Origin of the sequence: Albidovulum sp., from assembly GCF_041919395.1 — a bacterium.
Lineage (GTDB): Bacteria > Pseudomonadota > Alphaproteobacteria > Rhodobacterales > Rhodobacteraceae > Albidovulum.
Map to the genome: position 1 here is coordinate 1 of NZ_JAYRTX010000049.1, position 23,480 is coordinate 23,480.

Consider the following 23,480-nt stretch of genomic DNA (forward strand, 5'->3'; position numbering starts at 1 on the left):
CGGCACATGCCTACCAGGTGTTCGTGAAGGACGTGCAGGGCGCGGGCAAGAATCCGGCCACGACGAAGCCGTGGCGCGTGTTCTACGACGCGCTGTCCCAGGACCTCGGCGCCAACCCCGACCCGGCCTCCGCGGCCCTGCCCTCTGCCCAGGCCACGTTGATCGCCGCAACCTCGACCGCCATTGCCGGCGACAGCTTTTCCTACAAGGACGCGTTCCTCGACATGGACACGGGCTGGGGCGCGGTCAGCACCTGGGAAACGATCAAGGCCTACAGCGCGCCATACACGGCCGGCTACTTCCTGAACGCCGTCGACCTCGAGAAGGGCGCGGACGGCATCGCGGTGCGCCCGCCGGAGGAGCGGATCTACATCAAGCTCTTCGCACGCACGATGTGGATGTCGCTCCTCATCACCGTCTCCTGCCTTGTGCTCGGCTATCCGGTGGCCTGGCTTCTGGCGAACCTGCGCGCCTCCACGTCGAACCTGCTGATGATCCTCGTGCTCCTGCCGTTCTGGACCTCGCTTCTGGTGCGGACCTCGGCATGGAAGGTACTGTTGCAGCAGCAGGGCGTGATCAACGACATTCTCGTCTGGCTCAGGATCGTCGACGACGGGAACCGGCTCGTCATGATCAACAACCAGATGGGCACGATCATCGCGATGACCCATATTCTCCTACCGTTCATGATCCTGCCGCTCTACTCGGTCATGAAGACGGTGCCGCCCACCTATCTGCGTGCGGCCAGGTCGCTTGGCGCGACGCCTTGGACGGCCTTCTGGCGGGTCTACTTCCCACAGTCGGTTCCCGGCATCGGCGCCGGCTCGATCCTCGTCTTCATCCTCGCGATCGGCTACTACATCACGCCGGAACTCGTGGGCGGCACGCAGGGCGTCTTCATCTCGAACCGGATCGCGTTCCACATATCGTCGTCGCTGAACTGGGGCCTGGCCGCGGCGCTGGGGGCCATCCTTCTCGGCGTGGTGCTCCTGCTCTACTACACCTACGACAAGATCGTCGGCATCGACAACGTGAAGCTCGGGTGACGCCATGAACATTGCTCCGGATATCCCCAAACCGAGCCTCATGGGCTTCACCCTCCCGGTCATGGCGTTGGCGGGGGCACTCGTCGGTTACGTCGTCGGTACGGCGAAGGGCAACGTTCCCGCGGGCATCGCGGGTGGCGCCGCCGTTGCCGCCGCGCTCGCCTTCGTGCTCGCGGCCTTCGTGCCGCAGCGAACGGCCGGGCGGATCGGCGCAGCCGTCGTCTTCGCGGCCCTTGGCGCCGCAATTGGCGGCGTGGCCGGCGGGGTTGCGGGCATTCTCATCGGACTGGTCCTGTCGTGGATCGCCTACTGGCTTGCGACCGGCGCCTATCGCGCCGGCGTCCCGGTCTATGCGACTGCGGGCGAGGTTCTCTGGCACAACAGCTTCCGGGTGATCTGCGGGCTGATCTTCTTCTTCCTGATTGCCCCGATCATCATCGTGCTGCCGCTCGCCTTCAACGCGGAGAACTTCTTCACCTTCACGCCGAAGATGCTGGCGCTCGACCCGGAGGGTTACTCTCTGAAGCATTTCAGGGACTTTCTCAGCAACCCGGACTGGACGCGGCCGCTGAAGAACTCCTTCATCATCGCGCCTCTCGCCACCATCATCTCGGTCTCGCTCGGCACGCTCGCCGCGATCGGGCTCAGCCAGAGCCATGTTCCGGGCCGCCGCGCGATCATGGCGATCCTGATCTCGCCGATGATCGTGCCCCTGATCATCTCTGCGACAGGGATGTTCTTCTTCTACTCCAAGCTCGGGATATGGATGGAGGATACCGTCGGCCTCTCGAAGGACATCTCCGGCTACATCAAGGTCGTCCTTGCCCACTCGGTGCTGGGCATCCCCTTCGTCATCATCACCGTCACCGCCACGCTCGTGGGATTCGACCGGTCACTGACGCGGGCGGCGGCGAACATGGGCGCGGGGCCGGTCCGGACGTTCTTCAAGGTCCAGATGCCGCTCATCATGCCGGGCGTGATCTCGGGCGCGCTGTTCGCCTTCATCACCTCGTTCGACGAGGTGGTCGTGGTGCTCTTCGTCGGCTCGGCCTCGCAGAAGACACTGCCCTGGCAGATGTTCACGGGCCTGCGCGAGCAGATCTCGCCCACCATCCTCGCGGTCGCCGCGGTGCTGGTCGCCTTCTCGGTCGTCTTGCTTACAACGGTCGAACTTCTCCGCCGCCGGTCCGAGCGGTTGCGGGGGATGAGCCCCACCTGACCGCCCGCCCTCAGCCGAGGGCCGCGAGCCAGGCCGAGACGGTCAGAACCGAGAGCGCCGTCGCCACGAGGACGGTCGTCGCGGCGACCCGCTTGGCCACGCCATACATGTTGGCGAAGAGATAGGCGTTGACCCCGGGCGCCATCGCTGCCGTCACCACCGCCGAACGGAACGGCGCCTGGCCGAGGTCCATCGCCTGCCCCAGACCCCAGGTGATCGCGGGATGGATGACAAGCGAGATCCCGCAGACGAAAAACACCGTCAGGAGGTCGCCCTCGGGCCGGTAGCGGACAAGCACCCCGCCGAGCCCGAAGAGCGCCGCGGGAAGCGCGGCGCGCACCATGAGATCGAGCGCCTCGGTCAGGACCGACGGCAGTGCCGCGCCCGAGAGGTTGACGGCGAAACCTGCGGCGATGCCGATGATGAGCGGGTTGCGGAGCATTCCCGAAAAGACCGCACCGACGGTCGAGAGAACGCCGCGGCCGGAATGGCGGACGACTTCCATCACGGTGATTCCGAGCGCGTAGCAATAGGGCGAATGCACCGCGATGATCGCGTAGTTCGCATCGAGCGCATCCGCCCCGTAGGCGCGTTCGGTGATCGGCAGGCCGAGGAGGAGCGAGTTCGAGAAGAGGCCGCAGAAGCCGATCGCCACCGCGTCCTGCCAGGGGCGGCCGAAGAGGAACCGCGCGCCGAGAAGCCCGGCGAGGAATCCCGCCGTCGCGCCACTGTAGAACGACAGGAGGAGCGGCCACTGGAAGGTCTGGCCAAGATCGAGCGTGGAGATCGCGCGAAAGAGAAGGCAGGGGATCGCGAAGCCCTGCGAGAACTTCATCAGCCCCTCGACGCCCGCATCCGAGAACAACCCGAGCCGCACCGCGAGGTAGCCGAAGCCGAGTACCAGGAAGACCGGCAGGGTGACGTCGAGAAGCGCCGAGAGCGGCAGGCCCAAGGGATCAGACCTCGTAGTCCAGCACCATCCCGTCGTAGGCGGCACTGACGTAGGCGGGCGTCTCCGCCTCGACTGTCGCGTGGTCGAGGTCGACATGCATGTTGGTGAGGATACCGCGGCGGGGCTTCGCGCGGGCGATCCAGTCGAGCGCCAGCGCGAGGTGCGCGTGCGTCGGGTGCGGCGTCCGGCGAAGCGCGTCGACGATCCAGCAGTCGACCCCCGCGAGGTGGTTCTGCCAGACCGGCTCGGGGATCTTCAGCGCGTCCGGAAGGTAGACGAGATCGCCAATCCGGAAGCCGAGCGCGTCGATGTCGCCGTGATCCACCTCGAACGGGTCGAGCGTGATCGCGCCGCCGGCTCCTTCCACCGTCGCCGGGCCGCGGATCGTGTGAAGATCGCAGATCGGAGGGTAGGAGGAGCCGTCGGGCTGCACGAAGGCATAGCCGAAGCGGGAGATCAGTTCGTTCTGGGTTTCGCCGCTGGCCCAGACCGGCACCCGTCTGTGCGTGAGAAAGACGATCTGGCGCAGATCGTCGATGCCGTTCACATGATCGGCGTGGGAATGCGTGTAGAAGACGGCGTCGAGTCCGGGGACGGCTTCGCGGATGAGTTGTTCGCGCATGTCCGGCGAGGTGTCGATCAGGACGCGGGTGGCGCCCTCCCCCTCGAAGCGCTCGATCAGGAGCGAGCAGCGGGTGCGGCGGTTCTTCGGGTTCGTCGGGTCGCAGGCGCCCCAGATGTTGCCGATGCGAGGCACCCCGCCGGAAGACCCGCAGCCGAGGATGGTGAACCTGAGCCGCGCCATGTCAGGCCTTCCTCGCCGCGCGGCTGAAGAGCCTGTCGAAGTTCGCCTCCGTCACGGCGGCGAATTCCTCGTAGGAAAGGCCGAACAGCTCCGCGCCGACGCGGGCGGTGTGGGCGGTATAGGCCGGCTCGTTGCGTCTGCCGCGATGCGGGGGCGGCGCGAGATAGGGCGCGTCGGTTTCGAGAAGGATGCGGTCGACCGGCGCCGCGGCGAAGATGTCGCGCAACTCCTGGCTTTTCGGGAAGGTGGCGATCCCGGACATGGAGAGATAGAAGCCGAGGTCGAGCGCCTCCCGTGCCAGCTCCGCCCCCGAGGAAAAGCAGTGCATGACACAGGAAAAGGCACCGGCTCGGTATTCCTCGGTCAGGATGCGCGCCATGTCGTCGTCCGCGGCGCGGGCATGAATGATGAGCGGCAGGCCCGTCTCCCGCGCGGCAGCGACATGGACGCGCAGCGACGCCTGCTGCAGCGCGGCGCTTTCGGCGGTGTAGTGATAGTCGAGTCCGGTTTCGCCGATGCCGACGAACTTCGGATGCCGCGAGAGCGCGAGCAGCGCGTCCACCGTCACCGGCGGATCTTCGGCTGCCCGCATCGGGTGGATGCCGGCTGCGTAGTAGATGCCCTCGTGCGCCTCGGCGATGGCGCGAACGATGGCCTCGTTCGCGAGCCGGGTGCAGATCGTCACCATGCGGTGCACGCCGGCCGCCGTGGCCCGGGCGACGATGTCGGCCAATTGACCCGAGAATTCGGGAAAATCGAGGTGACAGTGGCTGTCGGTGATCTGCGGCGGGCTCGTCATGCGCCTGCCTTAGCGTGTTTTTCCGGCAATGAAAATCGCCTCTACCAACCGGCTGCGCGAGGCGTCAGAGCGCGCCTTCGCGCGCAGCCTCGTCGATCTTCAGCACCATGTCGAGGACCAGCGCGGCCGGGTCGAGGTTCACCGCGCGGCCGTGGCGGGCGCGCGCGCCAAGGCCGTGCTGCAGTCCTGCCCAGCGGCGCCCGGCTGCCGCGTCGGGCGCGAGCCGGGCCAGAAGCGCGGCCTCTCCAGGCGCCGCCTCGGCGCCGGCGTGGCCCAGCGCCCCGGCGCGGGCGAGGCGCGCAAGGAAGAGGTCCATGAGCGCGAGGAGAAGATCGAGCCGCTCCTCCGCGCCCCGTTGCGCGGCACTTTCGGCCAGCCGGATGGCCGCGGGCCGGTCGAGACGGGGGAGTGTGGCGAACAAGGCGACGATGGCAGCGTAGGTCTGCAACCCGTCGAGATTGACAAGCCGGATCGCCTCGCCCACCGAACCGCCTGCCAGCACCGCGAGGCCGGCCCCGTCTTCGCTTGACGCGCCCGCCGCGGCGATGGCGGCCGAAAGATCGGCCGGCGAGACGGGAGAGAGCCTGAGTTCGCGGCAGCGCGAGCGGATCGTCGGCAAGAGCCGCGAGGGCTGGTGGCTGACAAGAAGGAAGGTCACGCCGGGGGGCGGCTCCTCCAGCATCTTCAGCAGCGCGTTGGCGGCCGCCGTGTTCATCTCGTCTGCCGGATCGACGATCACGGCGCGCCGCCCGCCGTCGGGTGCGGAGAGGTGCAGGAAGCCTGCGAGCCGGCGCACCTCGTCTACGGTAATCACCGTCTTCAACCGCCTCTTGTCCTCGTCCCAGGCGCGGCGGAGGACGAAGAGGCGGCCTTCGGAGCCCGCATGGAGGCGGCGGGCCACGCCATGGGCGGGGTCGATATCAAGCGTATCAGGCGTGTCGGGCGCGCCGCCGAAGAGGCCGCCGCCCCCGTCTTCCGGCGTGGCGAGGAGAAACCGCGCGATCCGCCACGCGAGCGTCGCCTTGCCGACGCCGAGGGGGCCGGTCAGGAGCCAGGCGTGATGGAGCCGCCCGGCGGCATAGGCATCGAGGAACGTCATCTCCGCCGCTTCCTGCCCGAAAAGCCGGACCGTGTCGCGCGGATGGGGGGCGCCCTCCACACGGTCGGGCTCTGGGATCGCGTCGTCAGTCAAGAGAGGGCCCCGTCGGCCACCGCCGCGACCTCTGCCGCGACGATCTCTGCCGGACGGTTGCCGTCGATCACCCGGCAGCGGTCGGGAAACTCGGCAGCGAGCGCGAGGAAGCCTGCGCGCATCTTCCGCTGGAGGTCCGCCCCGAAATCCTCGAACCGCTCCTCCGTCCCGTTGCGACCCCTGGCGCGCGCCAGGCCGAGGTCCGGGTCCATGTCGATGACGAAAGTGAGGTCGGGCTCTCGGCCGATCATCAGCGCGTGGAGCTTGTCCACCACGCCGCGCAGGTCGCCGCGCGACACGCCCTGATACATCCGGGTGGAATCGGCAAAGCGGTCGGAGATGACGATCTTGCCCGCCCGAAGCGCGGGCTCGATCACCCGCTCCAGATGGTCGCGCCTGGCGGCGGTGAAAAGGAGGATCTCGGTCTCGGCCGACCAGCGGTCAGGATCGCCCTCGAGCACCAGCCGGCGGATTTCCTCCGCCCCCGGCGACCCGCCTGGCTCCCGCGTCAGCACGACCGCGTGCCCGCTTGCGCGGAGATGCTCGGCAAGAAGCCGCGCCTGGGTGGACTTGCCCGAGCCGTCGATCCCCTCGAACGTGATGAACATTGCCGCAGACCGGTCCGACACCGTCAGCTTCCGACCTCGGCCATGACGCGCGTCGCCACCCGGCCCAAGGCGGTGCGGAGCCGGGTCGAGAAGCCGCCCTTGCCCACGGCCTGCTCGGCGACGAGCGGCACGGTCACCGGCTCCATGTCCGGCACCGCGATGACAAGATCGGCGAGCTTCTGGCCGGCCTCGATCGGCGCCTCAAGCGGGCCGGTATAGACCACCTCGCCCTTCAGGGCGTCGCGGGCCAGCGAGGGGATAAGAATCCGGACGTCCTTCTCGACCATCAGGCCCACGCGCGAGGCCGCGCCGAGCCAGACATCGGCTTCCGCGATCCGGCTGCCGGCCGGCGCGACCGTCTTCAGCGCGAATTCGCGAAAGGCCCAGGTCGCGATGCGCTGCGACTCCTCCGCCCGTTCGGTCGCATCCCTGAGCCCGCTCACCACGAAGACGATCCGGCGCCCGCCCTGCACCGCCGATCCGACGAGACCGAAGCCCGCCTCCTGGGTGTGGCCGGTCTTGAGCCCGTCCGCCCCGATCCCCATCGACAGCAGAGGATTGCGGTTGAAGCGGTTATCCGGCGCGCGGCCGTCGTGTTCGAACTCCGTCAGCGCGAAGTAACCGTAGTATTCGGGAAAATCGGCGATGAGCCGCACGGCGAGCACACCGAGGTCGTGCATGCTCATGCGCTGGTTCGGGTGTGGCCAGCCCGAGGCATTTGCAAAGGTCGATTTCGTCATTCCGATTGCGCGGGCGCGCTCGTTCATCTTCTTGGCGAATTCCTCCTCGCTGCCGGCAAGCCCCTCCGCGACGACGACGCAGGCATCGTTGCCGGAGTTGACGATGATCCCCTTGATCAACTCCTCCACCGTCGGCCGGTCGGTCTCGTTCAGGAACATTGTCGAGCCGCCCATCGCCCGCGCCTTCGACGAGACTGCGAAGGTGTCGTCGAGCCGTACCCGCCCGTCCTTCAGCGCCTCGAACAGCATGTTCAGCGTCATCAGCTTGGACATAGAGGCCGGCGGCAACGCCTCATCAGCGTTCTTCGCCAGAAGCACCGTCCCGGTTTCCATGTCGTAGACCCAGGCGGCGCCGGCAAGCGTGTCGAAGGCGCGCGCGGGAAAGGCGGCGAGAAGGGCGAGGGCGAGGATGACGGCGGCTCTGACCATGCGGTGCCGGGGCTCCTATCAGTTGGATACGGGATATGCGTCGGGGTAGCCGATGCCCTTCACGCGGGCCACGAGCGCGTCGCGCTCCGCGACAGTGGCGGCGGGGCCGACGATGACACGCCAGTAGGTCTTTCCGGCGCTCTGGTCGGTGCGGACGGTTGCGGTCATGCCGGCGCCCTTCATCTGCTCCGACGCGCGGTTTGCGTTGGCCTCGGTGCTGAAGATGCCGATCTGGATATAGCCGCGCTTGATCGCGGCCGGCGCGGCGGCGACCGCCTGTGGCGCAGTCTGGGCTTCCACGCGGTCGAGCGCGGCCGAGGCGGTGGCCGCGACCGGATCGAGCGTCGTCTGCTCGATGGCTCCGGTTCCGGCGCCGGCAGCCACGGCTTCCGCGTCCGGCGCCATCGGCTTCGGTTTCTTCTTCAGGAAGCCGAAGAGCCCGCCGGACTTCTTCGGCGCCGGAGTCGCAGCCGCGCCCGCATCGGTTGCCGCAGCAGCTTCCCCGTCGGCATCAGGCGACGCACTGGCTGCGGCTTCGGCCGTTGCCGGCGAGTCCGACGCAACAGGCGTTTCCGGCGCGTCCGCGACCTCACCCGCCGCATCCGCTTGAACTGCCGCAACTGCCGTTTCGTCGGGACCGATCTCGGCATCGACCGGTACCGGCTCTTCCTCGCGCCGCAGCGCGACAACCGTCACTTCGGCCGGCTGTCCGGCGAGAAGTCCGAGCGCCTCGGCGGCATCGGACGAGATCTGGAGCCCCGGCCCCGGCAGATCCCGCTCGCGCCGGAAAAGCGCGCCGACGACCGATTTTCCGTTCTTGACGTTACGGATGATCACCCGTTCGGGATCCTTCACGCTCGAATGCGCGACCCAGACGCCACCAAGCGAGGGACGCCCATCCCAGAGGCCCTGCCCCGTGACGTTGAAGACTTGCGGCGCCTCCACGTCGCGCGCGACGGAGACCGGCGAGAAACCCGCGCCCGCAGGCGCCGCGTCCGCGGCTTCCTTCCGGGGCCCCGTGCCCGCGACGCATCCCGCCAGCGTCAGCGCCGTGGCACAGGCCAGCCCGAATCGCGCCCTTGCCCGAAGTGTCATGCTCGCCCCCGATTTCCCGCCCGGCCTGCCCCGTGCGTCCTGCCCAAGCCACGAGGCCGCCCTGCCCTCCGGCCTGCGACCCGCGGTCATGCCCGAAATTCTGCGCCGTTTCCGCGCTTGGCGGCATACTAGCCGCTCGCAGAGGGCAAGAAAAGTCCGCCTCCGGCGGCACACGCGGATTTCAGCGCGCCCCGCGCTTTCAGAATCGCGTGTACAAAGCTATGGGGCGTCACCGGACACGCGGTCGAGTGCTTGAAGGCACCGGTCCCGAATTCCGGCGACGGATGAGTGGCCGAGCGGTTGAAGGCACTGGTCTTGAAAACCAGCGAACCGAAAGGTTCCGTGGGTTCGAATCCCACCTCATCCGCCAAATATCATTGAAGGATGATTTATGTCCGGGGAGCGGATCACGTTCACCATGATGCGAAGGACATGGACTTCGCCCGGATCGAGGCCAGCGGCGACATTCGCCGGAACCGGCTGTCCGAACAGCTGATCCGGAAGGATTCAGATACCTGAAGTGCGGCAACGCGGGTGAAACGGGCCGGCTTCTGTGACGGCGCCGGAATGACGAGTCGCGATTGCGGCGCAGACGATCATTCAGTGTCGGGTGTTCCCGCCGCGTCGGGAAGCCCCCGGCGGGTCCGCATGTGGCGCGACAGCGACCGCAGATCGGACCTTGAAAGCCGCGCGCGGGCGATCGGCAGGAGGATGGCGTTCTCGGCCACCAGATGGCGCCGGACATGGGCGGCAAAACGGGTCAATAGCGCGCGCTGATCGGCATTCGGGGCCGCGCCGGTATCCAGACAATCAACGAGGAGCGCGCGCAGATCGGGGAGCAGGATCATCGCCTCGCACTGATCGGCCCTGATCCGGTTGATCGCGGTGTCGATTGCGTCCTCCTCGGTGCACCGCTGTGACAGAAGCGGAAAGAGATGCTCGGTTTCGTCGCGGATATGCACGACGAGTTCCTCGTTCAGGAACCGAAGAACGGACAGACCCGCCCCGCGGTCAAACTTTTCGGCCTGGGCAAGGGCATCGATTCGGGCGCAGATCTGCCGTTCACGCAAGTGATCCTCGCTGATGAAATCCAGCGGGCGGGACAGAAGCCCGATGTCGGTGGGCTGGTCGCCGGTGCCGCGCAGCGATGATGCTGTCCGGTTCATCATCCGCCTCGCATCCGGACTCAGATCGGATCGAGGCTTGCGCCGGTGATCGTCGCGCAACGGCCCAGCCCCGCGACGAACGCGCGCGACGCGCGGGCCCATGCCGCCTTTTCCAGCGCCTGCGCGATCTTGGGCCGGACGGTGTCATAGGGCAGCACCTGCCCCGGTGCGGTGGCGTTCAGGCGGATGATGTGCCAGCCGTGCCGCGACAGCACCGGTTCGGGCGTCATGCCGCCCTCGGGCAGGCTTCGCAGCGCGGTCTCGAATTCCGGCACGGTATCGCCCGGTCCGAGCTGACCGAGGTGGCCGCCGGACGCTTTCGATCCGCAATCGCTTTCACGGGCGGCGGCGGCAAAGCCCTTGGCGTCGCCGTCCAATCTCGCCAGAAGCGTTCTGGCGCGTGCCTCGGCCGTCGCGCGCTCTGCATCATTGCGCGGATCGCAGGCACACAGGATATGCGAGACGTCCCATAGCGGTGCGGACCGGTAGCGATCAGGATCGCGCGCCCATTCGGCGCGAACCGCTTCCTCGGTCACGGGCGCAATGCTCAGAGCTTGATCCAGAAGAGCGCGGATCAGGGCTTCGTCCTCGGTCTCGAACCGGCTGGGGGCCAGTTCGAGCGGGTCGGGCGTCAGCCCGCGCTGCCGGGCCTCTTGCAACAGCAGCGCGCGGATCGCCAGCGCCTGAGCCGCCTTGCGCCAGGCGATGCCGGGCTTGTCCTTGGGGGCAGTGTGGTTCTGCGCCTCGGCGGCGATGGCCGCCGAGGGGATGGTTTCGCCGTTGACGACGACTTCGGGGAAAAGTGCCACATTCATCGCGGTCACTCCGCCGGGGTCGAGGCCGAAGGGCCGGTCTTGGCCTGTTGCTGGTCGAAGGCGCGGCGGCGGTCGTCCAGCGGGCGGCGGCGGCGCGACCGCACGATCTGATACCCCGGCCTCAGGAAGAGATAGCGCAGCGGCGCGAAGAAGCCGGACAGCACATGAGCCAGACGGGTGAACGGAAAGACCAGAAAGATCGTCAGGCCCAGGAATAGATGCAGCTTGAACACCAGCGCGGCATCCGCGATCTGGTCCGCCGCGCCGGAGCGGAAGGTGAAGATCATCTGTGCCCAGGTCATGAACTTTGTCATTTCATGCCCATCCAGATGCTGCAACGACACGAAGATCGTGCCCAGCCCCAGCACGAGTTGCGCAAGCAGCAAGGCCAGGATGGCGATGTCGGCAAAGCTCGAGGTCTTGCGGATGCGCGGATCGGTCCAGCGGCGGTGGAACAGCATGCCCCCGCCGATCAGCGCCATCGCACCGGCCACGCCACCCGCGACCACGGCCAGCAACTGCTTGGCGCCATGGCTGATGCCAAGGGCATCGAACACCGCAATCGGGGTCAGCAGCCCGATCAGATGGCCGAAAAAGATGATCAGCACACCGACGTGAAACAGGATCGACCCGATGATCAACTGCCGGCGCCGCAGCAACTGGCTGGACGAGGTTTTCCAGGTGAAGGGGTCGCGTTCATAGCGTGCGATCGAGCCGACCAGCAGGACGGACAGGGCGATGTAGGGATAAATACCAAAGAGAAACTGGTGCATGGTCTTCTCCTGTCATTCCGCCGCGTGTCGGGGCGTGGTTGTCGCGGGCGCGTCCATCGCCGCCAGCATGTCGCGCGCCTGCGGGCAGCCTGCATTGGGGTCGGGGCCGAAAGTGACCTCGGTTTCCTGCCAGACCGAATCGAGCGCCTCGAGGTCGGTCGGATCGTCGTCGGGCATGGCCAGCATTTGCGCCAGCGCCTCGGCATCCGGGGCCGCGTCTGCCAGCGCCGAAAGGGCGGTGAACGCGGCGGCGTATCCGCTGTTGCGCCGGGACAGGCGGGCAGCAAGAGCGTTCAGGATATGCGCCGCGTCGGCCAGGATGTCCTGCGCTTCGCCTTTCGGGCGCGTCGACAGGAATTCCAGCAGTACCGGCAGGTGGTCCGGCAGTTCCGTGGTGGCGGGCTCATAGCCGCCAGAACGGTAGGTCTCGATCAGACTGACCATCGCTCCGCCCCGGTCACGGCTTTCGCCGTGGACATGCTCGAAGAGGTTGAGCGACAGTGTGCGCGACCGGTCGAACAGCATGACATAGCGTTCCTGCAGGTCGTAGAGGTCGCCCTGCGCCAGATCGGCCGTCAGCGCCTGCAAAGCCGCTCGTGTGTCCGGCCCGATACGGGGATCGGAGTCGAGCACGTCGCCGATGTCCGGCATCGCCCCCTGCAATTCCGCAGTGGGATAGCTGAGTGTCAGCGACAGCGCCTTGAGTGTGCGGTCCATCATCAGAACGACTCCAGCGGTAGGGCAAAGGACTTCTTCTTGCCGCCGAAGAGGCTGGTCTTGCCCGTCTCGCCGGTGGAACAGCCATTGCCATCGGTGAACCCGCAGCCGCCGCGGATATCGGCGCCTGCCTCGTTCTGTTCGCGGTGCGCCGTGGGGATCGCGAAGCGGTCCTCGTAGTCGGCGATGGCCATGATCTTGTACATGTCCTCGATCATCCGGCCCGACATTCCGACGCGGGCGGCGATGCCCTCGTCGCGCACGCCATCGACGGTCAGGGCGCGCATGTAAAGTCGCATCGCCGACATCCGTTCCAGGGCATGGACGATCGGCTCCTCATCGCCCGCCGTCAGCATGTTGGCGAGATATTTCACCGGAATGCGCAGGCTGCGCACATCCGGCATCTGGTCGCTCATGGCGATCTGGCCGGCCTGCGCCGCGTTCTGGATCGGCGAGAGCGGCGGGATGTACCAGACCATCGGCAGCGTCCGGTATTCCGGGTGCAGCGGGAAGGCCACTTTCCAGTCCATCGCCATCTTCCAGATCGGGCTGATCTTGGCGGCCTCGATCCAGTCTTCCGGCACGCCGTCGCGGCGGGCGGCGGCGATCACGTCCGGGTCATTGGGGTCGAGGAACACGTCAAGCTGCGCTCCGTAAAGATCGGTTTCGCGTTCCGCGCTGGCGGCCGCCTCGATCTTGTCGGCGTCATAGAGGATGACGCCCAGATAGCGGATGCGGCCCACACAGGTTTCCGAACAGACCGTCGGCTGGCCGCTCTCGATCCGCGGATAGCAGAAGGTGCATTTCTCGGATTTGCCGGTATCCCAGTTGTAATAGACCTTCTTGTAGGGGCAGCCGGAAATGCACATCCGCCAGCCGCGGCATTTTTCCTGGTCGATCAGGACGATGCCGTCCTCTTCGCGCTTGTAGATCGCGCCCGAGGGGCAGGAGGCCGAGCAGGTCGGGTTGAGGCAGTGCTCGCAGAGCCGCGGCAGATACATCATGAAGGTGTTTTCGTATTCACCGTAGATCTGCTTCTGCACGTTCTCGAAGTTGTAGTCCTGCGATCGCTTGGCGAATTCGCCGCCGAGGATCTCCTCCCAGTTCGGGCCCTTCTCGATCTTCTCCATCCGCTCGCCGGTGATCTTCGACCGCGGGCGCGCGGTCGGGAAAGCCGTCATGTCGGGCGCCGATTTCAGGTGGTCATAGTCGAAATCGAACGGCTCGTAGTAGTCGTCGATCTCGGGCATGGCGGGGTTGGCGAATATGTTCGCCAGGATGCGCCACTTCGCCCCCTGCTTCGGTTGCAGCTTGCCCGATGCCGACCGCACCCAGCCGCCGTTCCAGCGCTTCTGGTTTTCCCAGTCGGTCGGATAGCCGGTGCCGGGCTTGGTCTCGACGTTGTTGAACCAGGCGTATTCGACGCCCTCGCGGCTGGTCCAGACGTTCTTGCAGGTGACCGAGCAGGTGTGACAGCCGATGCACTTGTCCAGGTTAAGGACCTTGCCGATTTGCGCACGAACTTTCATTCCGCTGCCTCCACGTTGCGGGTCGCGGGCGTATCCAGCCAGTCGACCTTCTTCATCTTGCGGACGATCACGAACTCGTCGCGGTTGCTGCCCACGGTGCCGTAGTAGTTGAAACCATAGGACAATTGCGCATAGCCGCCGATCATGTGGGTCGGCTTCAGCGTGGCGCGGGTGACCGAATTGTGGATGCCGCCGCGGTTGCCGGTCTTTTCCGATCCGGGCGTGTTCACGATCTTTTCCTGCGCGTGATACATGAAGAGCGTGCCCTGCTTGATCCGCTGCGACACCACCACCCGCGCGGTCAGAGCGCCGTTGATGTTGTAGGCCTCGACCCAGTCGTTATCGACGAGTCCCGCCTTCTTCGCGTCCACCTCGGACATCCAGACCACCGGCCCGCCCCGGTTCAGCGTCAGCATCAGGAGGTTGTCGGTATAGGTCGAGTGGATGCCCCATTTCTGGTGGGGCGTGATGAAGTTCAGCACCACATGCGGGCTGCCTTCGGACGCATCGTTGTTGACGGCGGCGGTGATGGTCTTGAGGTCCACCGGCGGGCGGTAGCTGACGAAACCCTCGCCGAAGGCGCGCATCCAGAGGTGATCCTGGTAGAGCTGCTGGCGCCCGGTGAGCGTCCGCCACGGGATCAGTTCATGCACGTTGGTATAGCCGGCGTTGTAGCAGACCTCCTCGCTCTCGATCCCCGACCATGTCGGCGACGAGATGATCTTGCGCGGTTGAGCGGCGATGTCGCGGAAGCGGATCTTGGTGTGATGTGCGCCTTCCGCCAGATGGGCGTGGTGGCGCCCGGTGGGTTTCTCCAGCTCTTCCCACGCCTTGACGGCCACTTCGCCGTTGGTTTCGGGCGCCAGCATCAGGATCATCTCGGCCGCGTCGATGCCGGTTTCCAGCTTGGGCTGACCTTTCGACACGCCCTCATCCAGCACAACGCCGTTCAGATCGCGCAGATGCTTGACCTCCAGCTTGGTGTCCCAGTTGATCCCCTTGCCGCCGTTGCCAAGCTTCTCAAGGAGCGGGCCGACCGAGGTGAACTTCTTGTAAAGGTTGGGATAATCCCGTTCGACCTCGATATAGTTCGGCGCGGTCTTGCCGGGGATCAGGTCGCATTCGCCCTTCTTCCAGTCGCGCACATGCGCCTGCGCCAGTTCGGCGGCGGTGTCATGCAGAAGCGGAAGCTGGACGATGTCGGTTTCCACGCCCAGCACTTCGGGCGCGACTTCGGAGAACTTCTTCGCAATCGCCTTGAAGATTTCCCAATCGGACTTCGACTCGTAGGCCGGGTCCACCGCCGCCTGCAGCGGGTGGATGAACGGGTGCATGTCCGAGGTGTTGAGGTCGTCCTTTTCATACCAGCTCGCGGTCGGCAGGACGATGTCGGAATAGACCGCAGTCGTGGACATCCGGAAGTCGATGCAGACCAGGAGGTCCAGCTTGCCCTTGGGCGCCTCGTCATGCCAGACGGCCTCTTTAGGCTTGGCCTGGCCTTCCTCGCCCAGGTCCTTGCCCATCACGCCATGCTGTGTTCCCAGCAGGTGCTTGAGGAAGTATTCATGCCCCTTGCCCGAGGACCCAAGAAGGTTCGAGCGCCACACGAACAGGTTGCGCGGCCAGTTTTCCGGGGCGTCCGGGTCCTGGCAGGACATTTCCAGATCGCCGGATTTCAACTGCTCTGCGACGTAGTTCTTGATCTCCTTGCCGGCCTTCTTCGCCGCCTTTGCCACCTCCAGCGGGTTGGTCTTCAGCTGCGGGGCGGACGGCAGCCAGCCCATGCGCTCGGCGCGGATGTTGTAGTCGATGAGGGAAATGTCCCAGTCGCCCGCGGGCGCGGTCGGCGACAGGATTTCGCGCACGTTCAGCGTTTCATAGCGCCACTGGTCGGTATGAGCGTAGAAGGCCGATGTGCCGTTCATCTGTCGTGGCGGACGGTTCCAGTCGAGAGCGAAGGCCAAGGGCAGCCAGCCCGTCTGCGGGCGCAGCTTTTCCTGACCGACGTAATGCGACCAGCCGCCGCCTTCCTGGCCGATGCAGCCGCACATCACCAGCATGTTGATGATGCCACGATAGTTCATGTCCATGTGGTACCAGTGGTTCAGACCGGCCCCGAGGATGACCATGGACTTGCCATGGGTCTTTTCGGCGTTCGATGCGAATTCACGGGCGACCGCGATGATCTTCTCGCGCTCCACACCGGTGATCTTTTCAGCCCAGGCCGGGGTGTAGGGGCTGTCGTCGTTGAAATCCTTCGATACCCAGTCGCCGCCGAGACCCCGGTCTAGGCCGTAATTGGCGCAGAAGAGGTCAAAGACGGTGGCAACGAGGGCCTCGCTCCCATCGGCCAGTTTCACGCGGCGGGCGGGGATGTTGCGGGTCAGCACCTCGGGATGATCGCATTTCACGAAATGCCCCGTCGCCGCGCCGCCGAAATAGGGGAAGTCGACGCCGACGACCTCGTCATGATCGCCGTCGAGGATCTGGCTCAGGCGCAGTTTGGCCTCTTTTCCGTTCGCCTGCTCTTCGAGGTTCCACTTGCCTTCCTCGCCCCAACGGAACCCGATGGAACCGTTGGGCGCCACGATCTTTCCGCTCGCCTCGTCATAGGCGACGGTTTTCCAGTCGGGATTGTTCGCCTCCCCCAGGTGGCCTGCGAAATCGTCGGCGCGCAGCATCCGGCCGGGGACAAGGTGGCCGTCCTTTTCATCCAGCCGCACCAGCATCGGCATGTCGGTGTACTTGCGGGCGTAGTCCTCGAAATACTCGGCCTGCCGGTCGAGGTGATATTCGCGCAGGATCACATGGCCCATGGCCATCGCCAGCGCCGCATCGGTGCCGGCCTGCGGGTTCAGCCAGATGTCGCCGAACTTGGCAGCCTCGGAATAGTCCGGGCTGACCACGGCGGACTTGGTGCCGCGATAGCGGACCTCGGTGTAGAAATGCGCGTCGGGCGTGCGCGTCTGCGGCACGTTCGAACCCCAGAGCATCAGGAAGCCCGCGTTGTACCAATCGGCCGATTCCGGAACGTCGGTCTGTTCGCCCCAGGTCTGCGGCGACGCGGGCGGCAGGTCGCAATACCAGTCGTAGAACGACAGACAGGTGCCGCCCAGAAGCGACAGATATCGCGAGCCTGCCGCATAGCTGACCATCGACATGGCCGGGATCGGCGAGAAGCCGAACACGCGGTCCGGGCCATAGGTCTTCGCGGTGTAGGCGTTGGCCGCGGCGACGATCTCGGTCGCCTCGTCCCAGGATGCGCGCACGAAGCCGCCCTTGCCGCGGGTCTTGGTGTAGCTCGCGCGCAAGGCCGGATCGTTCTGGATCGCGGCCCAGGCGGCCACCGGCGTCATCGTCTGCCGCATCTTGCGCCAGGCGCGCATCAGGGCGCCCCGGATCAGCGGGTTCTTCACCCGGTTCGCGGAATAGAGGTACCAGCTGTAGGAGGCGCCGCGCGCGCAGCCGCGCGGCTCATGGTTGGGCAGGCCCGCGCGGGTGCGGGGATAGTCGGTCTGCTGCGTCTCCCATGTGACGATGCCGGACTTGACGTAGATCTTCCAGGAACAGGACCCGGTGCAGTTCACCCCATGGGTGGAACGGACGATCTTGTCGTGCCGCCAGCGGTTCCGGTAGGTGTCCTCCCAGTCTCGGTTCTCGCTTGTGGTTTGGCCCCAGCCGCCCGAGAATTGCTCCAGCTCCTTGCTCTTGAAGAAGTTCAGTCTGTCGAGAAGGTGGCTCATTCTGGCGTCCTTTCGTTATAGTGCGGGTTGCGGAGCGGCAGGGGCCGTGCCGCGCTCGATGTCGTGAAGAAGCCCGCCGCGGCGCGTGTAGACGACCCAGGTGATTGCCAGGCAGAGCACGTAGAAGACCAGGAACAGCCACAGGGCGCCAATGGGGCTGCCGGTCATGGCGATCGACGATCCATAAGCCTTGGGGATGAAGAACCCGCCATAGGCGCCGATGGCGCTGGTGAAGGCGACGATCCCGCCCGATTCCATGGCGATCTGGCGGGCGCGGTCAGCACCCTGCAGCTGCGGCAACAGGCGCGGCACTTCGCGGCCCATGATCACCGGGATCATCTGGAAGGTCGAGGCATTGCCGACCCCGGTGAAGAAGAAGAGCGCCATGAACCCCGCGAAGAACCCCGCGAAGGACCCGGCCTGCAGCGACAGGATCACCGCAAGAACGCTGGCGATCATGCCGACGAAGACCCAGAAGGTGACCCGGCCGCCGCCAAAGCGGTCGCTGACCCACCCCGTTCCGGCGCGGCTCAGCGCGCCAACCAGCGGGCCAAGGAAGACGTATTGCAGGGCATTCACATCGGGGAAGGCGATCTTCGACAGCAGAGGAAAGCCGGCCGAATAGCCGATGAAGCTGCCGAAGGTCCCGATATAGAGCACGCACATCAGCCAGTTGTGCACGCGCCCGAAGATCACCGACTGCTGGGCAAAGCTGGCCTTCGCGTCAGCGATGTCATTCATTCCCGCCCAGGCCGCGATGGTGGAGGCCAGGATGAACGGCACCCATACGAAGCCCGCGTTCTGCATCCAGAGCTGGCCACCATCGACCAGTTCCTGCGGCGCGCCGCCCATGGCACCGAAGACGCCCATCGTGATGACCAGCGGCACCAGGAACTGCATGACGCTGACGCCCAGGTTGCCAAGCCCCGCATTCAGCGCCAGCGCGTGGCCCTTTTCGGCCTTCGGGAAGAAGTAGCCGATGTTGGCCATGGACGAGGCGAAGTTGGCACCCCCCAGCCCGCACAAGAGCGCCAGGACCAGGAAGATAAAATAGGGCGTTTCCGGGTTCTGCACCGCATAGCCGATGCCGATGGCCGGCAAGAGCAGGGAGGCGGTCGACAGAGTGGTCCACAGCCGACCGCCGAAGATCGGCACCATGAAGCCGTAGAAGATGCGCAGCGTCGCGCCCGAGAGGGCCGGCAATGCCGCCAGCCAGAAAAGCTGTTCCGGGTCGAAGGCGAAGCCGATGGCGGGAAGTCGCGCCACCACCATCGACCAGACCATCCAGACCGAGAAGGCCAGAAGCAGTGCCGGGATCGAGATCCACAGGTTGCGGCGCGCGACAGCCCGCCCGCGGTTGGCCCAGAACTGCGCATCTTCGGGCCGCCAATCCTCCAGCACCCGCGGCATGGCGGTACGCTCCGGATTGTGGATGGCCTGCATCTCGGGCAGTTCGGGCAAGCGGTCCAGCGCCTCGCCCTGCGCGGCACGTTCCATTGCGCGGATCGACAGATGCATCCAGGCCAGCGCGATGGCCACCAGCGCGAAGAGCAGCACAAAACACGAGGTGTAGATGCCGGTCAGGTCCAGCAGCGCACCGAAGGCGATGGGCAGGACAAAGCCGCCCAGGCCGCCGATCATGCCGACCAGGCCGCCGACGGCGCCGACATGCTTGGGGTAATAGACCGGAATGTGCTTGAACACCGCTGCCTTGCCGAGGCTCATGAAGAAGCCAAGCGCGAACAGCGTGACGACAAAGGGCCACAACCCCATCGAGGTGGAGAAGGTGATCGGGCCGTCCCTGCCCTGGATGGTGTAAGCCGTCGGTGGATAGGACAGCATGAACAGGAACAGCAGCGAAAAGCCGAAGGTCCAGTACATGACCGACCGCGCGCCGAATCTGTCCGACAGATGCCCGCCATAGGCGCGGAACAGGCTGGCCGACAGGCTGAACGACGCCGCCGCCATGCCCGCCGTGCGCACATCCACTCCATAGACATCGATCAGGTAATGCGGCAGCCACAGCGCCAGCGCCACGAAGGCGCCGAACACGAAAAAGTAGTAGAGCGAGAAGCGCCAGACCTGCAGGTTCTTCAGCGGCGCGAACTGCTCGGCAAAGCCGGGCGCCTTGACCCCGGTGCGGCGGCGTTCGACGAGGGCAGGGTCGTCCTTCGCGAAGAGGAAGAAGACCACCGCCATCAGGGCCAGTGCCGCGGCCCAGACATTGGCCACGCCATGCCAGCCCCAGGCCACCATCACGAAGGGCGCGACGAACTTGGTCACCGCCGCGCCGATGTTGCCCGCGCCGAAAATGCCCAATGCCGTGCCCTGACGGCCCGCGTCATACCAGCGGCTGACATAGGCGACACCGATGATGAACGACCCGCCGGCCAGCCCCACACCCAGCGCCGCGACCAGATACATCGCGTAGCTGTGCGCCAGCGTCAGCGCCCAGGTGGCCAGCGCCGCCAGCAGCATCTGCCCCGAGAATACCAGCCGCCCGCCGTACTTTTCGGTCCAGACACCCAGGAAGATGCGGGTCAGCGACCCGGTCAGGATGGGCGTCGCGACCAGCAGCCCGAACTCGGTGTCGTTCAGCCCAAGTTCGCCCTTTATGGCGACACCGATGATGGAAAAGATCGTCCAGACCGCAAAGCAGGCGGTGAAAGCGATCGTGCTCAGGCCCAGGGCGCGCGTCTGATCGGCGCGTGAAGCTGGGGCAACGGACTGCATGGCAGGGCCTCCGGCATGAATGGCATGATCACCCCAAGGGGGTCACACGCACACCTGCTGTCGCCGGGGCGCCGAAGATTTGATCTAGATCACATGACCACGAAAGCGCAGCGAAATAAATGACTTGCAGAAGAATGTCGGATGGTATTGTGGGTCGGATCAAGTCGAGCCCGTCGAATTTCAATTGCATGCTTGACAATTATCAAGAAAAGGGGAGACGATCCGGACGCGGCAATAGGGCTCCCACCATGCCAGAGGTCCATTATCCCGAGATTCGTGCGCTCAACCTCTTCGCTGGAATGCAGGAGGCGCATTTCCAGGCCCTGATGCGCGGTGCCTACGTCCAGAACTTTCCCCCGCAGATCGACCTCATTTCCGAGGGCGAGCCCAGCGATTTCCTGCACGTGCTCATATCAGGGTCCGTCGATCTGTTCGCACGATGGAATGGGCGCGAAACCAGCCTCGCCACTGTGCGGCCGATTTCGTCCTTCATCCTTGCGGCGACAATCCGCAACTCCCCTTACCTCATGTCCGCCCGGACGCTGGAGAAAAGCCGGATCATCCTGATTCCCAGCCAGGACGTGCGCGGGATCTTCGATGTGGATGGCGAGTTCGCCCGCGCGGTCGTGTCGGAACTGGCGCAATGCTACCGGTCGGTAGTCAAGTCGCAGAAAGATCTGAAACTGCGCACATCACTCGAACGACTGGCAAACTACGTGCTGCGCCAGCAGAAACGCGCAGGCGGGGCGGCGAGTTTTGATCTCGATCACGAGAAGCGCCGGCTTGCCTCGGTGCTGGGCATGACGCCTGAGAACCTGAGCCGCGCATTCAAGGGCCTGCAGCCCTATGGCGTGACGGTCGAGGGCGCTCGCATCACCATCCGCGACCAGCCCGATCTGGAGCGGTTCGCCCGGCCCAATCCGCTCATCGACGATCACGCCACCTGATGTCTATGGCATCGGGCTGGCCCGCACCCGACGCGACGACGAGTGGCGTGTATCGAACACGAAGGGGGGGCTGGAGCGGATGGCGCGCGCGAGCGCCCTATCGAGGCGCGACGGGATCAGCGCCGGTCCCCTCGGTTCAGGCGGCGGCGGAAGGTATGTCCTCGTGCAGGCAAAGGATGTTGCCCTCGGGATCGTTGAACCAGGCCGCCTTCTCGGATCCGAGCACGCAGACATGGCCGACCGTCCTGAACCCCGGCAGATCGTAGTCCGCGAAGACGACGCCACGGCTTTCGAGCTCGGCGATGGCGGCGCGGATGTCGTCCACACGGAAGCTCACCGCAGTGTGTTCCGCCTTGGTACCCTCGGGCTTGGGGAAGAGCGCAACCTCGCAGCCGCCGCAACGGTAGACAACCTTCCCGTCGAGCCGCTGCTCACCCACTGGCAGCGCAAGCGCACGTTCGTAAAAGTCCCGCGCCCGGGCCAGATCGCGGACCGGCAGCATCACGGTCACCTGGCTGGCATTGAGTTCCATGGCCTCCTCCACGCATGGATTGACACAGCGGCATGATACGCTCATGTCCGATGTCGCGCCAGCGGCGTCAGGCGCACCTGCTTCGCTCCATCGGCCAGGCACAGGGTCTTCGCGGACGCATGACCGTCGCTCCCGGCACCGCCCATTCACATGGGTCGTCAACCAGGCTGCCGGGTCGTGTGAGACCGGCCGGGACAATGGCGAAGCCACCCCGCTCCGGGTGGCGCCAACGTCCTGCAGATGCCGGTCGGTGCCGGTCGCCGGCTTGGACTCGCGAGCCGGGCGTTCCAGCGTCGCGCGACATCATCATCCGGCAAAGCGCACGTCGACAAGGGTCGGGCCGTCTCGCGCAAGAGATGTTGCCAGGACGGGTTCAAGTTCTTCCACCGTGGTGGCGGCCTCGGCCTCCACGCCGAAGCCTCGTGCCAGGGCAACCCAGTCGAGCGTCGGGCGGTCGAGGCTCATCATGTCGCGCGCGGTCTGGCCTGGCTGGGCTCCGACCTTTGCATATTCGCCGAGGAGGATCGCATACGCGCGGTTGTTCAGCAGAAGCGTCGTCACCGGCAGCTTCTCCCGCGCCTGCGTCCAGAGCGCCTGAAGCGTGTAGGCGGCTGATCCGTCGGCCTGAAGCGTGACGACGCGGCGGTCGGGGCGGCCCCTCGCCCGTGCGCCAACGGCCGCGCCGGTGGCGAGCGGAATGCCGCCCCCGATGGCCCCGCCGGTCACCGTGAGCCAGTCGACCGGCGCGGCATGGGGCATCACCGACGCGAACCCGCCGCCGAGTGTCAGCGCCTCGTTCACCACGATGGCGTCCGCAGGCAGAAGCCGCGCGACCGTGGCGGCGAAGCTTTCCGGCGTCAGGGCGCCCGAAACGCCGGGGACCCCGCCAGCCGCGGCCGGTATCGCCGACGGAGTGGCGCCCAATTCGGCGGCAAGGGCGCGAAGGGCGGCGCCGGCGTCCTGCCCCGTGCGCGACAGCGTAATGACTTCGGCATCGGGACGGTGCATCAGGCTCGGCCGACCCGGGTAGAGGAAGAAACCTACCGGCGGCGGGCAGTTGACTAGGATCACCACGTCGAACGGGGCAAGCTGCCGGATCGCCTCGTCCACGGGATAGGCGACGGTGGGCAAGGCAAGCCGACCGCGCCCGCGGGGGATGGCCGCGATCATCGGGCTGCCGATCAGTTCCGCCCCTGTCGCACGGGAGAGCCCCGCCAGGAGGGGGTGGAGATCCTCCACCACCGCCGGGGTGCCGAGAAGCATCGTCGCCCGACGACCCGACCTAAGCGCCCTCGCCGCGGCTCCGATGGCGGCCGGATCGGGCGGGCGGGGCGCGTCGGGGGCAAGTGGCGCGGCGGAGAGCCCGCCAAAGCCCCACGAGACGTCGGCCGGCAGAACGAGGCTCGCCACGCGGCCATGGCCGGACGCGGCGGCCGCGACCCCCCGCGCGGCATCGGTGCCGATCCGCGCTGGTTCCGTGCCGAAGACATGCCAGTCCGAGGTTGCGCCGACAAGCGCATCGACGTCGGCCGTCAGCGGGCTGTCGTGCATGACATGCGGCACCGCATGGTCGCCGACAATGTTGAGGATGCCGCTTCCTGCCCGTCGGGCATTGTGCAGGTTGGCTATGCCGTTCGCGT

19 protein-coding genes and 1 tRNA gene are annotated in these 23,480 nt (G+C 66.2%); 4 read left to right on the top strand and 16 right to left on the bottom strand.

What is annotated here, in order from left to right; translation table 11 throughout:
• Together ACMUOO_RS09830 and ACMUOO_RS09835 are read left to right on the top strand one after the other, a co-directional pair.
• Positions 1 to 1,046 (top strand): ABC transporter permease (locus ACMUOO_RS09830; RefSeq protein WP_413855081.1); only part of this gene is annotated, 1,046 nt, incomplete at its 5' end.
• Between the two features lie 4 nt (positions 1,047 to 1,050).
• Positions 1,051 to 2,265 carry an ABC transporter permease gene (locus tag ACMUOO_RS09835; RefSeq protein WP_413855083.1) on the top strand — a complete coding sequence of 405 codons (1,215 nt, stop codon included), beginning with the start codon at positions 1,051 to 1,053 and terminating at the stop codon, positions 2,263 to 2,265.
• A gap of 10 nt (positions 2,266 to 2,275) precedes the next feature.
• Here ACMUOO_RS09835 and ACMUOO_RS09840 read toward each other — a convergent pair whose 3' ends face one another.
• From ACMUOO_RS09840 to ACMUOO_RS09870, 7 genes are all read right to left on the bottom strand, one after another.
• Positions 2,276 to 3,217: an AEC family transporter gene (locus ACMUOO_RS09840; protein WP_301917640.1), complete on the bottom strand. Its 942-nt coding sequence runs from the start codon at positions 3,215 to 3,217 to the stop codon at positions 2,276 to 2,278.
• 4 nt (positions 3,218 to 3,221) lie between these two features.
• The gene (locus tag ACMUOO_RS09845; RefSeq protein ID WP_301917641.1) at positions 3,222 to 4,022 is read right to left on the bottom strand and encodes an MBL fold metallo-hydrolase; all 801 of its coding nucleotides are present in this window, start codon (positions 4,020 to 4,022) and stop codon (positions 3,222 to 3,224) included.
• A 1-nt stretch (position 4,023) separates the two neighbouring features.
• Entirely contained in the window at positions 4,024 to 4,821 is a 798-nt protein-coding gene (locus ACMUOO_RS09850; protein WP_301917642.1) for a TatD family hydrolase, read from the bottom strand.
• Between the two features lie 64 nt (positions 4,822 to 4,885).
• Complete coding sequence (locus ACMUOO_RS09855) at positions 4,886 to 6,013, bottom strand: DNA polymerase III subunit delta' (RefSeq protein ID WP_301917643.1); 1,128 nt, start codon at positions 6,011 to 6,013, stop codon at positions 4,886 to 4,888.
• The gene (gene tmk, locus ACMUOO_RS09860; RefSeq protein WP_301917716.1) at positions 6,010 to 6,621 is read right to left on the bottom strand and encodes a dTMP kinase; all 612 of its coding nucleotides are present in this window, start codon (positions 6,619 to 6,621) and stop codon (positions 6,010 to 6,012) included. The genes ACMUOO_RS09855 and tmk overlap by 4 nt, the downstream gene beginning before the upstream one ends.
• 23 nt (positions 6,622 to 6,644) lie before the next feature.
• Positions 6,645 to 7,790: a D-alanyl-D-alanine carboxypeptidase family protein gene (locus ACMUOO_RS09865; RefSeq protein WP_301917644.1), complete on the bottom strand. Its 1,146-nt coding sequence runs from the start codon at positions 7,788 to 7,790 to the stop codon at positions 6,645 to 6,647.
• 18 nt (positions 7,791 to 7,808) lie between these two features.
• Positions 7,809 to 8,885: an SPOR domain-containing protein gene (locus ACMUOO_RS09870; RefSeq protein ID WP_301917645.1), complete on the bottom strand. Its 1,077-nt coding sequence runs from the start codon at positions 8,883 to 8,885 to the stop codon at positions 7,809 to 7,811.
• A gap of 282 nt (positions 8,886 to 9,167) precedes the next feature.
• On the opposite strand from ACMUOO_RS09870, the gene ACMUOO_RS09875 reads away from it, so the two are divergent.
• Positions 9,168 to 9,255 (top strand) — tRNA-Ser (locus tag ACMUOO_RS09875).
• 226 nt (positions 9,256 to 9,481) lie between these two features.
• Here ACMUOO_RS09875 and ACMUOO_RS09880 read toward each other — a convergent pair.
• From ACMUOO_RS09880 to ACMUOO_RS09910, 7 genes are read right to left on the bottom strand one after another with little or no spacing between them, the layout of a single operon-like run.
• Positions 9,482 to 10,051: a hemerythrin domain-containing protein gene (locus tag ACMUOO_RS09880; protein ID WP_301917646.1), complete on the bottom strand. Its 570-nt coding sequence runs from the start codon at positions 10,049 to 10,051 to the stop codon at positions 9,482 to 9,484.
• A gap of 20 nt (positions 10,052 to 10,071) precedes the next feature.
• Positions 10,072 to 10,866, bottom strand: a complete 795-nt coding sequence (locus tag ACMUOO_RS09885; protein ID WP_301917647.1) for a peptidylprolyl isomerase — start codon at positions 10,864 to 10,866, stop codon at positions 10,072 to 10,074.
• Positions 10,867 to 10,871: 5 nt separating this feature from the next.
• A complete protein-coding gene (narI, locus tag ACMUOO_RS09890) occupies positions 10,872 to 11,639 on the bottom strand; it encodes a respiratory nitrate reductase subunit gamma (RefSeq protein ID WP_301917648.1) in 768 nt (255 codons plus the stop codon).
• A 12-nt stretch (positions 11,640 to 11,651) separates the two neighbouring features.
• Positions 11,652 to 12,359, bottom strand: coding sequence for a nitrate reductase molybdenum cofactor assembly chaperone (gene narJ, locus ACMUOO_RS09895; RefSeq protein WP_367891170.1), 708 nt, complete (start codon positions 12,357 to 12,359; stop codon positions 11,652 to 11,654).
• Positions 12,359 to 13,885 (bottom strand): nitrate reductase subunit beta, encoded by a 1,527-nt coding sequence (gene narH / locus ACMUOO_RS09900; RefSeq protein WP_301917649.1) that lies wholly within the window; start codon positions 13,883 to 13,885, stop codon positions 12,359 to 12,361. The genes narJ and narH overlap by 1 nt, the downstream gene beginning before the upstream one ends.
• Positions 13,882 to 17,628 carry a nitrate reductase subunit alpha gene (locus tag ACMUOO_RS09905; RefSeq protein WP_301917650.1) on the bottom strand — a complete coding sequence of 1,249 codons (3,747 nt, stop codon included), beginning with the start codon at positions 17,626 to 17,628 and terminating at the stop codon, positions 13,882 to 13,884. The genes narH and ACMUOO_RS09905 overlap by 4 nt, the downstream gene beginning before the upstream one ends.
• Before the next feature lie 15 nt (positions 17,629 to 17,643).
• Complete coding sequence (locus ACMUOO_RS09910; RefSeq protein ID WP_301917651.1) at positions 17,644 to 20,361, bottom strand: nitrate/nitrite transporter; 2,718 nt, start codon at positions 20,359 to 20,361, stop codon at positions 17,644 to 17,646.
• 248 nt (positions 20,362 to 20,609) lie between these two features.
• Between ACMUOO_RS09910 and ACMUOO_RS09915 the strand changes: the two genes are divergently transcribed.
• Positions 20,610 to 21,308 (top strand): cyclic nucleotide-binding domain-containing protein, encoded by a 699-nt coding sequence (locus ACMUOO_RS09915; RefSeq protein ID WP_413855090.1) that lies wholly within the window; start codon positions 20,610 to 20,612, stop codon positions 21,306 to 21,308.
• Between the two features lie 136 nt (positions 21,309 to 21,444).
• Here the strand turns inward: ACMUOO_RS09915 and ACMUOO_RS09920 are convergent, their stop codons facing one another.
• Complete coding sequence (locus ACMUOO_RS09920; RefSeq protein WP_301917653.1) at positions 21,445 to 21,840, bottom strand: VOC family protein; 396 nt, start codon at positions 21,838 to 21,840, stop codon at positions 21,445 to 21,447.
• Positions 21,841 to 22,146: 306 nt separating this feature from the next.
• Positions 22,147 to 23,480: acetolactate synthase large subunit (locus ACMUOO_RS09925; protein ID WP_413855093.1), on the bottom strand; the 1,334-nt coding region annotated here is incomplete at its 5' end.